Annotated in this window: 14 protein-coding genes; 6 read left to right on the forward strand and 8 right to left on the reverse strand. The window is 58.6% G+C overall.

Annotated features, from left to right (window positions below; genetic code table 11):
* Positions 1-4 precede the first annotated feature (4 nt).
* The gene (locus ACSSVY_RS02465; protein WP_454267835.1) at positions 5-364 is read right to left on the reverse strand and encodes a choice-of-anchor L domain-containing protein; all 360 of its coding nucleotides are present in this window, start codon (positions 362-364) and stop codon (positions 5-7) included.
* A 411-nt stretch (positions 365-775) separates the two neighbouring features.
* Between ACSSVY_RS02465 and dapE the strand changes: the two genes are divergently transcribed.
* Both dapE and ACSSVY_RS02475 read left to right on the forward strand, forming a co-directional pair.
* Positions 776-1,927 carry a succinyl-diaminopimelate desuccinylase gene (dapE, locus tag ACSSVY_RS02470; protein WP_454267836.1) on the forward strand — a complete coding sequence of 384 codons (1,152 nt, stop codon included), beginning with the start codon at positions 776-778 and terminating at the stop codon, positions 1,925-1,927.
* 10 nt (positions 1,928-1,937) lie between these two features.
* Entirely contained in the window at positions 1,938-2,552 is a 615-nt protein-coding gene (locus tag ACSSVY_RS02475; protein WP_454267837.1) for a TIGR04282 family arsenosugar biosynthesis glycosyltransferase, read from the forward strand.
* A 25-nt stretch (positions 2,553-2,577) separates the two neighbouring features.
* Here the strand turns inward: ACSSVY_RS02475 and ACSSVY_RS02480 are convergent, their stop codons facing one another.
* Entirely contained in the window at positions 2,578-3,180 is a 603-nt protein-coding gene (locus tag ACSSVY_RS02480) for a GcrA family cell cycle regulator (protein WP_454267838.1), read from the reverse strand.
* A gap of 225 nt (positions 3,181-3,405) precedes the next feature.
* Between ACSSVY_RS02480 and ACSSVY_RS02485 the strand changes: the two genes are divergently transcribed.
* Positions 3,406-4,191: an ABC transporter permease gene (locus ACSSVY_RS02485; protein ID WP_454268223.1), complete on the forward strand. Its 786-nt coding sequence runs from the start codon at positions 3,406-3,408 to the stop codon at positions 4,189-4,191.
* A 145-nt stretch (positions 4,192-4,336) separates the two neighbouring features.
* Here ACSSVY_RS02485 and ACSSVY_RS02490 read toward each other — a convergent pair whose 3' ends face one another.
* Positions 4,337-4,660 carry a hypothetical protein gene (locus ACSSVY_RS02490; RefSeq protein WP_454267839.1) on the reverse strand — a complete coding sequence of 108 codons (324 nt, stop codon included), beginning with the start codon at positions 4,658-4,660 and terminating at the stop codon, positions 4,337-4,339.
* A 178-nt stretch (positions 4,661-4,838) separates the two neighbouring features.
* On the opposite strand from ACSSVY_RS02490, the gene ACSSVY_RS02495 reads away from it, so the two are divergent.
* A complete protein-coding gene (locus ACSSVY_RS02495) occupies positions 4,839-5,663 on the forward strand; it encodes an SDH family Clp fold serine proteinase (RefSeq protein WP_454267841.1) in 825 nt (274 codons plus the stop codon).
* 2 nt (positions 5,664-5,665) lie between these two features.
* Here the strand turns inward: ACSSVY_RS02495 and ACSSVY_RS02500 are convergent, their stop codons facing one another.
* The 4 genes from ACSSVY_RS02500 to ACSSVY_RS02515 form a co-directional block, all read right to left on the reverse strand.
* Positions 5,666-6,079, reverse strand: a complete 414-nt coding sequence (locus ACSSVY_RS02500; RefSeq protein ID WP_454267843.1) for a helix-hairpin-helix domain-containing protein — start codon at positions 6,077-6,079, stop codon at positions 5,666-5,668.
* 89 nt (positions 6,080-6,168) lie between these two features.
* Positions 6,169-6,558: a hypothetical protein gene (locus tag ACSSVY_RS02505; RefSeq protein ID WP_454267844.1), complete on the reverse strand. Its 390-nt coding sequence runs from the start codon at positions 6,556-6,558 to the stop codon at positions 6,169-6,171.
* Between the two features lie 21 nt (positions 6,559-6,579).
* Positions 6,580-9,879 (reverse strand): carbamoyl-phosphate synthase large subunit, encoded by a 3,300-nt coding sequence (gene carB, locus ACSSVY_RS02510; RefSeq protein ID WP_454267845.1) that lies wholly within the window; start codon positions 9,877-9,879, stop codon positions 6,580-6,582.
* A gap of 108 nt (positions 9,880-9,987) precedes the next feature.
* Positions 9,988-10,509, reverse strand: coding sequence for a hypothetical protein (locus ACSSVY_RS02515; RefSeq protein ID WP_454267847.1), 522 nt, complete (start codon positions 10,507-10,509; stop codon positions 9,988-9,990).
* A 161-nt stretch (positions 10,510-10,670) separates the two neighbouring features.
* On the opposite strand from ACSSVY_RS02515, the gene ACSSVY_RS02520 reads away from it, so the two are divergent.
* Positions 10,671-11,795 (forward strand): aminodeoxychorismate synthase component I, encoded by a 1,125-nt coding sequence (locus tag ACSSVY_RS02520; protein ID WP_454267848.1) that lies wholly within the window; start codon positions 10,671-10,673, stop codon positions 11,793-11,795.
* 8 nt (positions 11,796-11,803) lie between these two features.
* On the opposite strand, the gene ACSSVY_RS02525 is transcribed toward ACSSVY_RS02520, so the two are convergent.
* Complete coding sequence (locus ACSSVY_RS02525) at positions 11,804-13,036, reverse strand: class I SAM-dependent methyltransferase (RefSeq protein ID WP_454267849.1); 1,233 nt, start codon at positions 13,034-13,036, stop codon at positions 11,804-11,806.
* Positions 13,037-13,274: 238 nt separating this feature from the next.
* Between ACSSVY_RS02525 and aspS the strand changes: the two genes are divergently transcribed.
* A complete protein-coding gene (gene aspS, locus ACSSVY_RS02530) occupies positions 13,275-15,212 on the forward strand; it encodes an aspartate--tRNA ligase (protein WP_454267851.1) in 1,938 nt (645 codons plus the stop codon).
* The last annotated feature ends 61 nt before the right edge of the window (positions 15,213-15,273 follow it).

The following is a 15,273-nucleotide window of genomic DNA, read 5'->3' on the forward strand; positions in this document are numbered from 1 at the left end:
CTTGCTATATGAGGGCCGCACGCTCCAAGGCGCTCGCCCCAAACTGGCCGACTTTTGCTCCGCCACAATGGCCGAATTTTACTCCGCCGTTGACATATGTCTGAGCGCCTGCGGCGGCATTGAACGTCGCGACCCCATTTGGTCCACTAGACGTCGTGGTCGTGTTGGCGCTCAGGTTCGATTGAAAAAAGTTGTTATTGGTGAAACTGCGCAAATCGCCAGTTGAGAACATGACGCCGGTATCGCTTGGGACGACTCCGGGTGATATGGCGTTACCGTTGCTGTATATGCCCGATGAATCTCGGTCCCCGGTATAGGAGGCGCCGATCACTTGAACGCCGTCCCCAAAAATAGTCTGTGCCATCTGAATCGCAGATGCGTTCAGGTTGATTGGAATTTCTACGCCTGCAACCATCGTCTTGCCTGCCCCCGCTTTGGAGGCAGCGCACTCATTGACACGCGCAGTCACTTGGACTGCCCGATCCGGGATGCAAACGCGCGTGTCGATTGCCTGGACTGCGCCTTGCTGCTCGAATGTCGCGGGCCAATCTGTCCTTTTCGGATCTAGCGGCCCTGACGTGGTATGTTTGCCCTGCCTCGGGTGTTTTTATATCCTTTCGGATAGCAAATTAATTCGCGGTTGTTAAGGTTTAATCGCTGAAGGGCACACCAACCGGCCTATGTGTTGCGCGCGCGCTCTGTCAGCCCTGCGGTTTGCGCTCGATTACGATCCGCGCTAGGCCTGCTGCCAAACCCGATTGACAGGATGTGATACATGCCTTTTCCCCCGCTTGATGCTGCCCGACTGACTGCCGACCTCATTCGCTGTGCCTCTGTCACGCCCGAGGAGGGAGGAGCTTTGCAATTGCTGGAGCAAGTTCTGAGCGGCGCTGGTTTCACCTGTGTTAGGGTGGATCGTGGCGGTATTGCCAATCTCTTTGCACGATGGGGAGAGAAGGGTGCCGCGCGCGCATTCGGCTTTAATGGTCACACGGATGTCGTGCCGGTAGGGGACGTCGACGCGTGGAGCGTCCCGCCGTTTGGCGGAGTTGAGAAGGCTGGCCTGCTTTGGGGACGTGGGGCCACGGATATGAAGTCTGCTGTGGCAGCCTTTGTCGCGGCGGCAGTTGATATGGTGCGCGGCGCACCGCCCGAAGGGGCAATAATCATAACAATCACAGGCGATGAAGAGGGCGATGCAATAGACGGAACGGTGGCACTTCTGGACTGGATGGCGGCAAACGATGAGCGCATGACGGCCTGTCTTGTCGGAGAGCCCACTTGCCCCGAGCGCATGGGCGAGATGATCAAGATCGGACGGCGCGGGTCGCTGTCCGCGTGGTTCACGTTGACCGGCGTACAGGGGCATTCTGCCTATCCGCACCGAGCCAAGAATCCGCTGCCTGCCATGGCGCGGTTGATGGACCGGCTCGCCTCGCACCGGTTGGACGAGGGGACGGTGCATTTCGATCCCTCGACCCTTGCGGTCGTGACCATCGACACCGGCAATCCCGCGACCAATGTAATCCCCGCGCAGACCCGCGCGACGGTCAATATCCGGTTCAACGACGCCCATCACAGCAGCGATCTGATCAGCTGGATGCAAGCCGAGTTGAACGGCGTTAGCGATGAGTTTGGTGTCGCTGGTGAGATGCGTGTCAAGGTCTCTGGAGAGAGTTTTCTGACGCCGCCTGGACCTCTCTCTGATCTGGTCACGCGTGCGGTTGAGGCGGAGACCGGCGTAAAGCCTGTGCTATCGACGACTGGCGGCACGTCGGATGCGCGGTTTGTCAAAGATCATTGCCCAGTGGTAGAGTTCGGCCTTGTTGGGCAGACGATGCACCAAGTGGATGAGCGGGTTGAGGTGGCACAGATCCACCAACTCAAGGCGATTTATGCGCGCATTCTGAGCGATTATTTTGCCTAATCTGGTCACGATGCGCAAATACCTTGTCGTCATGGTCAAGGAGCCTCGCCCCGGTCGGGTCAAGAGCCGGCTGGGAAGAGATATCGGGATGGTCGCCGCAGCGTGGTGGTTCCGGCACCAAGTGAAGAGGCTTTTGCGCGCAGTCGAAGATCCTCGCTGGCAGGTGGTCCTTGCGGTTTCGCCCGACAGTGCTGGTTTGCAGAGCCGTGTCTGGCCCCCGCATCTGGCTCGCGTGCCGCAGGGGCCGGGTGATCTAGGGGACCGAATGGGACGCCTCTTGCGCGGGATGCCGCCCGGACCGGTGTGTATCATAGGCGCGGATATCCCAGGCATCAGCCGACGCCACATCGCCAAGGCCTTTGCGTCGCTTGGGCCAAATGACGCTGTTCTCGGCCCCGCACTCGACGGTGGGTACTGGCTGGTCGGGCTAAAGCGGTCGAGCGGTATCTCCACCGCGCTCTTTCAAGGTGTGCGCTGGTCGACTGAACATGCGCTAGAGGACACAGTCGCCACTTTGCGCGGCGCACGCATTGGGTTCCTTGATCCCTTGCGAGACGTTGATACGGTGAGGGACCTCAGGTCGGCGGCACCCCACAGCGCTTGTGCTCGCCTAAGGGGCGGTTGAGACACTGTCGGGTGTTCATACAGAGTTAGCGTTTGCGATCGCGACGGCTGCTCATGGGCTGGAACGCGACACCAACATGTGCTTCACAATATGGTTTGCCGGATTGCACCGGAAGGCCACAAAACCAGAAATCAGGCGTCGCGGGATCGCCCACGGGCCATTTGCAGGTGCGTTCGGTCAGCTCCATCAGGGTCAGTTTCTTGGCTTTCTTCTCAATCTCGCTCACTTTCGCCAGGGCTTCCGGGTCGATCTCATTGGCTGATGGTTGCGGCGGAAGGGGTTGGCCTGCCGGGATAATCGCTTTGATCCGGCTGATAGGTGCCACCGGGGCTGGATCGTTGACGGGCTCCGGTCTGGCATCCGCCTTGACTGAGGGTTTTGGCGTGGGCTTCGGTTGTGGTGCCTCGGCGGCTTTTGCTGCCGTGGGTTTGGTTTTTGGATCCGGAGTACTGGGCGTCGCAGTCCCGGTTGAGCCTGTGCCATTGCGGTTTGACAGTCCAAGGCGATGCACCTTACCAATGACTGCGTTGCGGGTTACGCCACCCAACTCCTTGGCGATTTGGCTTGCGGATTGACCCTCGCCCCACATCTTCTTCAGCAATTCAACGCGTTCGTCATTCCAGGACATCGGGGTTTCCTTCGGTCAAAAGGCGGACCGGGCCCCGGGCCCGCCGCCTTGTAAATCTGATCAAGGCTCTATTCTAGTCACTGACGTGTGAGTTACAAGGCATCGAATCGCGGGCAGACGGCTGGATGCCGGAGAAACTTCCGAAAATCAGCGCGAAACGACGGACATAAGGAGCGGCACATGTCAGATCACGCAGAACGTGGTGGTATGCCTTCACCTGCAACTATGGGAGCGCGGCGATTTGGCCGTGTCAACTGGCTGGGCTTGGCGACCCTTGCAGAGCGAGAAATGCGTCGTTTCATGGCGGTCTGGACCCAGACCATCATGGCCCCGCTGGTCACCGCCGGTCTATTTCTGTTGATTTTCAGCATTGCCATCGGGCCTGCGCGCGGTGATGTGATGGGCGTGCCGTTTACCACCTTCATTGCGCCGGGTATCCTTATGATGACGGTCATTCAGAACGCTTTCGCGAACACCTCTTCGTCAATCGTTATCTCCAAGGTTCAGGGCAATATTGTTGACACGCTCATGCCGCCCCTCTCGGCAGGAGAGCTGGTGCTCGGCTATCTGGCGGGTGGTGTCGGTCGGGGCCTGCTTGTTGCAGTTGCAATCTGGCTTGGACTATGGGTTTTTCTCGGGATCCGGTTAGCGCACCCGCTTTGGGCACTTTGTTTCGTCCTGCTCGGCGCTGGCTTTCTGAGCGGGATTGGTATTGTCGCTGGGATATTTGCCAACAAATTTGACCAGATGGCAGCAATAACCAATTTTATCGTGACGCCCTTGGCGTTTCTGTCGGGCACGTTTTACTCGGTCGAAGCGTTGCCACCGGTGCTCTACACGATCACCCATTTCAACCCGATTTTCTATCTGATCGACGGGGCTCGCTATGGTGTGATTGGCGTGTCGGACAGCGACCCTATTCTTGGGCTCGCCGTGGGCACCGGCGCTACTCTGGTGATCTGCCTGATTGCCTGGCGTATGTTGGCGACGGGATATCGGCTCAAGGCCTGAACAGAACAGATCGGGATGGGTTCAAAAAGGTCAGCCGGCAAGAAGGTGGAGTGGCAGTATGCTAAGCAATGGCGCCATGACGCCTGATTGCACAGGTTCGTTCTCAATTCCTATTTGATCTTAGACGTCTTGGCGATCTGCTATCTCAGCGACAGACCTGTTCAGCGCGCTGAGCATAGGAACTATAGGCCTCCCAAAACCGTTCGTCGCCAGATCGTTTGGATTGGCGAACATCCTGCGCCGCCTGAGGATCGCGGTAGAAACGGACAGCACGTCGTTGTTGTGACCCACTCAGTGTTTCATTCGCAACCGCCTGAATGCAGCCGCAGAGTGCAGGGGACCGCGCCTTGCGGTCGGATTGCATGCAGGCTGTATTGAGCGGGCCGGTCGCCATCGGCGTGCGGCGCGTATCGCCGCGAAAGCCATCTGACCCCCCGCAGCCCGCCAGTGCCAGTAGTGCGCTTAACATCACCCATCGCATCATTGCTCGTGCCTCATGCTTTTTTTGCTCTGCCCTGTCTCGGGCCTTTGTCGTGCAGGGATATTTGCCCCATCGGCGCTGAATTTTCAATTCACAACATTGCCTCAGCCTGCAACAGTCGCCCTAGGTCACTTGTGCCACTTCTAAACCACAGGAGCCACCGATTATGGAGTTTTCCGTCTCCAATTTAATTCTTCTGGGATTTCTCGTCCTGATGTTGCAGCCTTTGTTGACAGGCCGAGTGTTTGCGTTTCGTCGGGAACAGGCAATTCGCGCGATCGAGCGGCGGCGCAAAAGCCGCGTGATCACGATGATACATCGGCAGGAAAAGCGGAGCCTGTTTGGGTTCAACATGACAAACATGATTGGATTGGAGGACGCGCAATCCATCATTTCCGCCATCAAGGCGACGCCCCGTGACACACCGATTGATCTCGTTCTCCACACGCCTGGGGGGCTGGTCCTTGCCGCGATGCAGATTGCACGCGCGGTCGAGGCGCATCCTGCAAAGGTGACCATATTTGTGCCGATCTATGCAATGTCGGGCGGCACGCTTATTGCACTTGCCGCCGATGAAATTGTGATGGGTGAGTTTTCGATGTTGGGGCCGATTGACCCGCAGATCATGGGGATCTCCGCCGCATCAATCGTCGCTGCTCGAGACTCCAAACCCGTTGAACATGTCTCGGATATTGCTCTCGTTCTCGCGGATGTCAGCGACAAGGCCATTCGCCAGGTCAAGCGCGGTGCCGTCGAGCTGATGACTCCGCGCCTTGAGCAGGCAAAGGCCGAGCAATTGGCGGAGACGCTGGCGTCCGGGACATGGACGCATGACTATGCTCTCACAGCCACTGAGGCAGCTGAATTGGGGTTGCCGATTACTGTAGGTCTGCCCCCCGAGATTCTAGACTTGATGAAACTTTACCCCGCTCCCGTCAAACAATCGGCGGTCGAGTTCTTGCCGTTTGATCCACCGGGCCGACGAGGATGATACTATTTCTTCTTTTTTGATTTTTTTTCGGCTTTTTTCTCAGGATCTGGTTTCTTCGCCTTCTTCACTTTGTCTTTTTTGGATTTTTGGCCCTCAGCAGCCTTGGAGTTCTTCTTTTTCGCCTTGGAGGCTTTTTTCGACTTTACCTTGTCCTTCGAGGGTTTTGATTTCTCAGCGGCTTTCAGCTTGGTCTTCTTTGAGGCTTTGGAGGGGCTGTCTTTCGTTCGCTCTGGTGAGGCAGAGAGTTTCTTGGCTCCTGCGATGAAATCTGCTGCACGCGCTTCCGAGATGCCGCGCACTTGGCTCAGGGTTGGAACATCGGAGTCGCTCAATTGTTTGGTGGTGGCAATTCCGATTTTGGCGAGACCTGTCGCAATGGCGGGGCCAATGCCGGGAATATCGTTCAAGTTTGACATGTTCTTTGTCCTGTCGACTGGAGGTTGTCTGTTGAAGAATGTTTGAGGTGTGTTTGAGTGTAATGGGTGCGCATGACCTGCACCGCCGGTCATTTCTGTTTTTTCAGGCGCTTTGATTTTTGCTTCTTTTGTGTCAGATCAGGTTTCTCTTCGGAGCTTATGTTTGAGGTCTCAACTGCAAAAGTGATTGCTCCATGTGATCTCACAAAGTCCTTTATAAAGGCACGGATTTCCCGTGCTGCACTGGTATCGAGCGTCTCGCAAAGAGCGACAAAGTTATCGCGATCACTCCCTTTGATCCGGATAATCAACTGACTGTCTTTGCGGTCTTTCTTGGCCCTTGATCCGTCTGGCATCCGAATGTCTCCCACTTCCTCAATTGCTACCAAAGGGCCTATACAATGTATATACACTAATATGACCGGCGCTACGTGACGGGATAAAATGAAAAACGGCCCACCACTGGTGAGCCGTTTCATCGGTTTCCCGAAACGAAGAGTTCAGGCTTTGCTGCCCTGCAAAGGCAAAACCGTCAGTTCGCCCTCTTCTCTCGCCTTGATCGCCAGTGCAGCTGCGTGGGAGCCTGCCATGGTTGTGTAATAAGGTATCTTGTCATAGAGCGCGACCGAGCGGATTTCGCGACTGTCCTCAACCGCTTGGGTGCCTTCGGTGGTGTTCATGACCAGCGCGATTTGCCCGTCCTTCAGCATGTCAACGATGTTGGGGCGGCCTTCATAGACCTTGTTCACCACCTCGCATGTGATGCCTGCCTCTGACAGGAACGATGCAGTGCCGCGCGTCGCTACGATATCGAACCCGAGATCGACCAAGACCTGCGCCGCCTCGATCATCTGCGGTTGTTTGTCCATATCCTTGATGGATATGAACACCCGCCCGGTATCGGGCAGGTCCACACCTGCGCCCATCTGCGCCTTGAGGAAGGCGCGCGGGAAAGACACATCCCAGCCCATCACCTCGCCGGTCGAGCGCATTTCGGGCCCAAGGATGGTATCGACGCCGGGGAAGCGGGCAAAAGGTAGCACCGCTTCCTTGACCGAAAACCACGGCATGTTGGGATCAGCCAGTGTCATCTGATCGGCCATCGGCAGGGTGCCGGGCTTGGTATCCTTGGGGTAGGGGCCGCGGTACGGGAAGGCGTCCAGCGTCTCTCCGGCCATCAGGCGCGCCGCGATGGAGGCAATGGCGCTGTCGGTTGCTTTGGCAACGAAGGGCACGGTGCGGCTGGCGCGGGGGTTCACCTCGATCAGGTAAATGTCGTCGCCCTTGACCGCGAATTGCACGTTCATCAGACCAACGACATTGAGCGCGAGCGCCAAGGCTTCGGTCTGTTTCTTGATCTCGGCGATGGTTGCGTCGCTCATGGAGTAGGGCGGTAGCGAACAGGCGGAATCGCCGGAATGCACGCCCGCCTCTTCGATATGCTGCATGATGCCCGCCACATGCACGCGGGTGCCATCGCAGAGCGCGTCCACGTCGCATTCAATCGCGCCCGAGAGATAACTGTCGAGCAAAACGGGGCTGTCTCCAGAGACGACGACGGCCTCTGAGATGTAGCGCTCCAGATGGCCCATATCACGCACGATTTCCATAGCGCGGCCGCCAAGGACGTAGGATGGTCGGATGACCAGCGGAAATCCAATTTCCTCTGCAATCGCAAGCGCCTGTGCGTCGGTGCTGGCGATGCCGTTGTGCGGCTGCTTCAGCCCCAGTTTGGTCACGAGCGCCTGAAACCGCTCGCGGTCCTCGGCCAGATCAATTGCGTCGGGTGTTGTGCCAAGGATCGGAATCCCCTCGGCTTCGAGCGCGCGGGCGAGTTTGAGCGGCGTTTGTCCGCCGAACTGCACGATGACCCCGTGCAATGTGCCGTTCTCCTGCTCTTTGCTCAGGATTTCCATCACATGCTCAAAGGTCAATGGCTCAAAGTAGAGGCGGTCCGAGGTGTCGTAATCTGTCGACACAGTCTCGGGGTTGCAGTTGATCATGATCGTCTCATACCCGGCCTTGGACAGTGAGAAACAGGCATGGCAACAGCAGTAGTCGAATTCGATCCCCTGACCGATCCGGTTCGGACCGCCACCCAGAATGACGACTTTTTTGGCGTTAGAGGGGCGTGCCTCGCATTCAACCTCGCCCATCATCGGTGCTTCGTAGGTAGAGTACATGTAGGGCGTTTGCGCTTCGAACTCTGCGGCGCAAGTGTCGATCCGCTTGAACACGGCCCGCACCCCCAGATTGACGCGCGCGCGCCGCACCTGACCTTCATCGCGTCCTGTCAGCTTGGCCAGACGGGCATCGCTGAAACCCAGCATCTTGAGCCGCCGCAGAGCATTCTCTGTCATGGGCAGGCCTTCGTGGCGAATGCGCTCTTCGGCATCTACGATCTCGCGTATACGGGCAATGAACCACGGATCGAATGCGGTGGCTGCGTTGATCTCGTCGTCGCTCAGACCGTGGCGCATGGCCTGCGCAATCGTGCGCATCCGGTCCGGCGTGGCCACGGACAAGGCACGGATCACAGCAGCCTTGTCCGGAGCACCTTCGATGATGACCTCGTCAAACCCTGTGAGGCCGGTTTCCATGGACGCCAATGCCTTTTGCAGACTCTCGTGGATGGTTCGGCCGATTGCCATTGCTTCGCCCACGGATTTCATCGCGGTCGTCAGGTGCGGTTTCGCACCCGGAAACTTCTCGAATGCAAAGCGTGGGATCTTGGTCACGACATAATCTATCGTCGGCTCAAAACTGGCGGGCGTCACCCTGGTGATGTCGTTGTCCAACTCATCGAGCGTGTAGCCCACCGCCAGCTTGGCTGCGATTTTGGCAATCGGGAATCCCGTAGCCTTGGAGGCCAACGCCGAAGAGCGCGATACGCGCGGGTTCATCTCGATCACAACCATACGACCGTCGGCAGGATTGATGGCCCATTGTACGTTCGAGCCACCGGTCTCGACGCCGATCTCGCGCAGAACGGCAATCGAGCCATTGCGCATGATCTGATACTCTTTGTCGGTCAAGGTCAGCGCCGGGGCAACAGTGATCGAATCGCCGGTGTGCACCCCCATCGGATCGACGTTCTCGATGGCGCAGACAATGATCGCATTGTCCGCTTTGTCACGGACAACCTCCATCTCGAATTCTTTCCAGCCCAATAGGCTCTCGTCGATCAGGATCTGGCTTACGGGCGAGGCATCAAGGCCGGTTTTGCAAAAATGGATGTAATCGTCGCGATTATAGGCCACGCCTCCGCCGGTGCCGCCAAGTGTAAAGGCCGGGCGGATGATCGCGGGCAGGCCCACATAATCGATCGCCGCCATGCATTCATCCATGTTGTTGGCGATTGTAGCCTTGGGGTTCTCGATTCCCAAACGATCCATCGCCTCACGAAAGAGTTTGCGGTCTTCAGCCATTTCAATCGCTTGGCGATTGGCGCCGATCAGTTCCACGCCGAATTTCTTGAGCACGCCCATGTCGTCGACCGCGAGGGCGGTATTCAGTCCGGTCTGACCACCCATCGTGGGCAAAAGGGCGTCCGGGCGTTCCTTTTCGATGATCCGGGCCACCACCTCAGGGGTGATCGGCTCAATATAGGTCGCGTCGGCCAGTTCCGGATCGGTCATGATCGTGGCCGGGTTGGAATTCACCAGAATGACGCGGTATCCTTCTTCGCGCAGCGCCTTGCAGGCCTGAGCGCCGGAGTAGTCGAATTCGCAGGCTTGTCCGATGATGATTGGCCCCGCTCCGATGATCATGATGGATGAAATATCGGTTCTTTTCGGCATATCGGTCCCCGGGCAGCTGGAAGGGCAGGCGGGGCTGGCCCACCTGCGCAAATTGGTGGGGTTATAGCCATCACAGGCTGGTGTGCAAGGGCCAAACCCGCGCCGGGTTCAAGAGGTTTCCGGCAACTCAGCCGCATCTTCCAGAATGACCCGGTCGAGCGCACCCATGCCGCTGCCATCGCGCTGCGGATAGAGGATCAGGCGGTCGATCACCTGGCCTGTCAGCGTGTTCGCCATGTGAGTTGTGAACACATCATGCAACCCGCGCGCGACAAACCGATCCCGCGCCACCAGCTGCTCGCCAAGATATCCCTCGACCACGACTTGTGGCGCGCCGGTTTCGGTCTGCCAATCCAGCGAAACAAAGGTAAAGGGGGCCACCCGCAGAATCGCAACCGCGCCGCGCGTGTTCATCGCGCTCTCGATTTCGTTGGGCCCATCGGTGCCGTTGCCGGACTTTGCAGGAGAGGAGATCATCATGTCGCGGGTGACAACGCGGTATCCGTCCTCGGGCATTTCAGTCGGGGCCGGCCCCTCGCCCGGCCCCTCGAACCCGATCGACACTTGCCCCGCCTGCGCCGGTGAGGCCATGAGCCAGAGAGTGAACAAGCCCCCAATCCACCGTTGCATGCCCGCCGCCCCCCTCACAAATGCCGTGATCCAGCGTTTCCCGACCTTGGTGCGCTGTCAAGGGTGCATCCGACCGCAAAACTGGCCCAAACCGACGCATTTAAGAGTGTGCTTTGTGGATGGCAGGCCTAAATACGGAACACGTGCCAAGAGGATGCGCTGTGCAGATTCGTTTCGATCATGGTCCTGATGAGGAGGCCAGCCTGTTCGCGCAGGCCGAGCGCCTGATCGTGGCCCATACGCCCGAAGAGGTGCCCGGCGCACTTGCGGCACTCGATGCGGCGCGGGCCGAGGGCTATTGGCTGGCTGGATTTGCGAGCTACGAACTGGGTCATGCGCTCGAGCCACGGCTGGCGCCTTACATGCCCGCGCGTCGCCGCTTGCCTCTCTTGCAGTTCGGGACCTATGCCGCGCCCGGTTCCGCCGCGCCACTCAGGGCAGGTCCGGCTGCATTCGGTGATATGGTGCCGGACTGGGATCAGGCGCGCTATTCACGGGCCTTTGAGGCTGTGCATGACTATATCTGCGCGGGCGATATCTATCAGGCGAATCTGACCTTTCCGCTGCGCATGACCGCCCAAGGGACGCCGCAGGCGCTCTATGCGGCTCTCTGCGCCATCCAGCCAGTGCGCTATGGCGCGTTGATCGAGGCGGCGGGCCAGCCTGCGATCCTGTCCCGCTCGCCCGAGTTGTTCTTTCGTACCCATGCCGATGGGCGGATCGAAACCCGGCCCATGAAGGGCACGCAGCCCCGCAGCGCGGATGCGGCAGAGGATTCGCGGCGGCGCTTTTTCCTGCAATCCGATGCCAAGAACCGCGCCGAGAACCTGATGATCGTTGATCTTTTGCGCAATGACATCAGCCGCGTGAGCGTTCCAGGCTCCGTTCGCGTGCCCGAGCTTTTCTCGGTCGAGACCTATGAGACCCTGCACCAGATGACGTCACTCATCACCGCAGATCTTATTCCCGGCACGGGCCTGTCGGATATCCTGCGCGCGCTCTTTCCTTGTGGGTCTATCACCGGCGCGCCGAAATTGCGGGCCATGCAGATATTGGCAGAGTTGGAGCAGCACGCCCGTGATATTTATTGCGGTTCCATCGGCTGGGCTGCCCCTGATGGGCGCGCCGAGTTCAACGTGGGCATTCGCACCCTGATGGTTGAAAACGGGCGCGCCACTTTGAATGTGGGCGGCGGTGTGGTCTATGACAGTACGGCAGCGGGCGAATACGAAGAAGCACTCTGGAAGGCGCGATTTGCGCGGGCTCTGGCCAAGGTGCCGGCCTGACAGGCCGCCTATTCGGCGGCGTGGCGCAGGCTCGCGCTCTTGTCGCAATAGAGATAGTCCCGCGTGAGGGGTACGGCATCCTGTTTGGGCGTCAGCTGAAACTGGAAAACAACCTGATTGTTGAGGCGAAAAGTAAGTTCGCTGGCAATGAGATAATACCGCCACATCCTGCAAAACCGCTCATCATAGAGCGTGCGCACCTTGTCGATATTGTCCTCGAAACGGTTCCGCCAGCGGCGTAACGTTTCGGCATAATGCAGACGCCAAACCTCTACATCGGTCGTGACGAGTTTGTGCCGCTCGACGGCAGCCACGGCCTCTGACATGGCCGGGCAATAGCCACCCGGAAAGATGTATTTGGTGATCCATGGGCTCGTTGCTCCCGGCGGTCCCGCGCGCCCGATGGTATGGATAAGTGCGATCCCATCCGGCGCCAACAAGCGCTCGACCGTCGCGAAATAGGCGTCGTACTGTGGCACGCCAACGTGCTCGAACATCCCGACCGATACGATGCGGTCAAACTGTCCTTTCACGTCGCGGTAGTCCATCAGGTGAAACCGCACCCGGTCCGCAAGTCCCGCCTTTTCGGCTCTTTGATTGGCAATACCGTGTTGTTCTTTCGACAGGGTCACGCCCGTCACCTGTGCGCCGAAATCCCGTGCCAGCGTCAGGCCCATGCCGCCCCAGCCACAACCGATATCAAGCACGCGCATGCCGGGCTCGATCAAGAGTTTCGCCGCGATATGCGCTTTCTTGGCAGCCTGCGCCTCTTCCAGTGTCATATCGGGACGGGCGAAATAGGCGCAGGAATATTGCCGGTCGGCGTCAAGAAAGAGGTCATAAAGCTCGCCTGAAAGATCATAGTGATGCGCCACGTTGGCGCGGGACCGTCCCGCCGGGTTGAACTGATCCAGACGCCGCTTGAACCAGCGCAGAGCCTCTAGCGGGCGGCGAAACCATGGCTGTCCCTGTGACGTAATATTCGTCATCGCAAGGCTGAGAAAGCCGAAGAGATCATCGCCCTCAATGGTCAGCGTGCCATCCATGTAACCCTCGCCTGCGGCCATATCGGGCGACAGAACAATACGCCGGGGCAGGGTTGGGTCATGCAGCGTGACCGTCACTTCCTGGCCGCCCGCGCCAGAGCCGTACGGCCGCGTGATCCCATCGGGGTAAGTCACGTTCAGACGTCCCTGTTTGAAAAGATGGGTCAACAACCCGTCAAGAGCTTTGGTCCACATGTCACACCCCATTTCCTCGCGCCAACACTGGCGCATTTCAACGGCGTACCAAACCGGTCCTTTCGCCCCTGTTTCCTGGGCTTGCCTGCTCTTGTGGCAGGTATTTTTACCTAAAACGCCTTGCCTGTAAACGGTTTTGCGACCGCAGCCCGCCCCACGCCCTTGACTTTGCCGCCCCGCCAAGGTGTATCGGCCCGAACCCAAGACAATACCCCAGACCCGGGACCGGAGAGCCAACATGCACGCATATCGCAGCCATTCCTGCGCAGATCTGACAAAATCGGATGTTGGCGGAGACGTCCGTCTTGCCGGTTGGGTGCACCGCATCCGCGATCACGGAGGAGTTTTGTTTATCGACCTGCGCGATCACTATGGCGTGACACAATTGATCTGCGACCCGGACAGCCCTGCTTTCGCGCGAGTCGAGAAGTTGCGCAGCGAATTCTGCATCCGAATCGACGGGGTGGTAAAGGCGCGCGACGAGGGATTGATAAACTCCAAAATTCCCACGGGTGAGATCGAGGTCTTTGTGCGCGAGCTTGAGGTGCTAGGGGCGTCAAACGAACTGCCGCTTCAGGTGTTCGGCGATCAGGAATACCCCGAGGAAACCCGCCTTCGCTACCGCTATCTTGACCTGCGTCGCGAGGCGATGCAGCGCAATATGGTGCTGCGTTCGGATGTGGTGGCCGCGATGCGGCGGCGGATGTGGGATCGGGGATTCCGTGAATTTCAGACCCCGATCATCACGGCAAGCAGCCCCGAGGGCGCGCGCGACTTTCTGGTGCCTAGCCGCCTGCATCCGGGCAAGTTCTATGCCCTGCCGCAGGCACCGCAGCAGTTCAAACAGCTCATCATGGTTTCGGGGTTCGACAAGTATTTCCAAATTGCCCCCTGTTTCCGCGATGAAGATCCGCGCGCCGACCGCTCGCCCACCGATTTCTACCAGCTTGACCTCGAAATGAGCTTTGTTGAGCAGCAGGACGTGTTCGACACGATTCAGCCGGTCATTCAGGGTGTGTTCGAGGAGTTTGGCGGAGGCGCAAAAGTCGATACCGACTGGCCGCAGATTTCCTATGCCGACTCCGCGCTCTGGTATGGCACCGACAAGCCTGACCTGCGCAACCCGATCAAGATGCAGGACGTCTCTGATCATTTCCGCGGTTCCGGCTTTGCCATCTTCGCCAAGTTGCTGGAACAAGACGGCACCGAAATCCGCGCCATTCCCGCGCCCAAAGGTGGCTCGCGCAAGTTCTGCGACCGCATGAACGCCTTTGCCCAAAAAGAAGGCCTGCCGGGGATGGGGTATATCTTCTGGCGGGACAAAGCCAAGCATCTCAACCGTCTGGCTGACGTCCTTGAGTTGACCCTTGAGGAAATTCAAGATCCAGAAGTTGTGGCTGAGAACGAACGAGAAGCGCTGGAACGTATCCGCGAAGCGCATGCAAAACGCGATGTCGAGACGGCAGAATTCTTGTTCCAAGCATACTTCGGCTCGCATGAAGCCGCAGGCCCCCTCGCCAAGAACATCGGTCCCGAGCGGACCGAGGCCATTCGCCAGCAGCTTGGCCTTGGCGTCGGCGATGCCGCGTTCTTCCTTGGCGGCAAGCCGCAAGCGTTCGAGCGGGTGGCGGGCAAGGCGCGCACGGTGATTGGCGACGAGTTGGGGCTGACGGATCAGAACCGTTTCGCTTTTGCCTGGATCGTCGATTTTCCGATGTATGAAAGGGACGAGACGACCGGCAAGGTCGATTTCAGCCACAATCCGTTTTCCATGCCGCAAGGCGGGCGCGCGGCCCTCGACGGCGATCCACTCAAGGTTTTGGGCTATCAATATGATCTCGCCTGCAACGGCTATGAGCTGGTGTCGGGCGCGATCCGTAATCACAAACTTGATATTATGATCAAGGCCTTCGAGCTGGCTGGTTATGGCGAAGACGAGGTTCGCAAGCGCTTTGGCGGCATGGTCAATGCCTTCCAATACGGCGCGCCACCGCATGGTGGATGTGCGGCGGGGATCGACCGGATCGTGATGCTCTTGGCGGGCACGTCGAATATCCGTGAGGTCATCATGTTCCCGATGAACCAGCGGGCCGAGGATCTGATGATGAATGCGCCGTCGGACCCAACGAGCGATCAGTTGATGGAGCTCGGCCTGCGCGTCATTCCGCAGGAGTAAGCATGGCTTTCCCTTGGCGCGATATTCATGCAATGTCGCGCCAAGGAAATATGCAAGGCCT

It is taken from the genome of Roseovarius sp. MBR-51 (genome assembly GCF_053628575.1).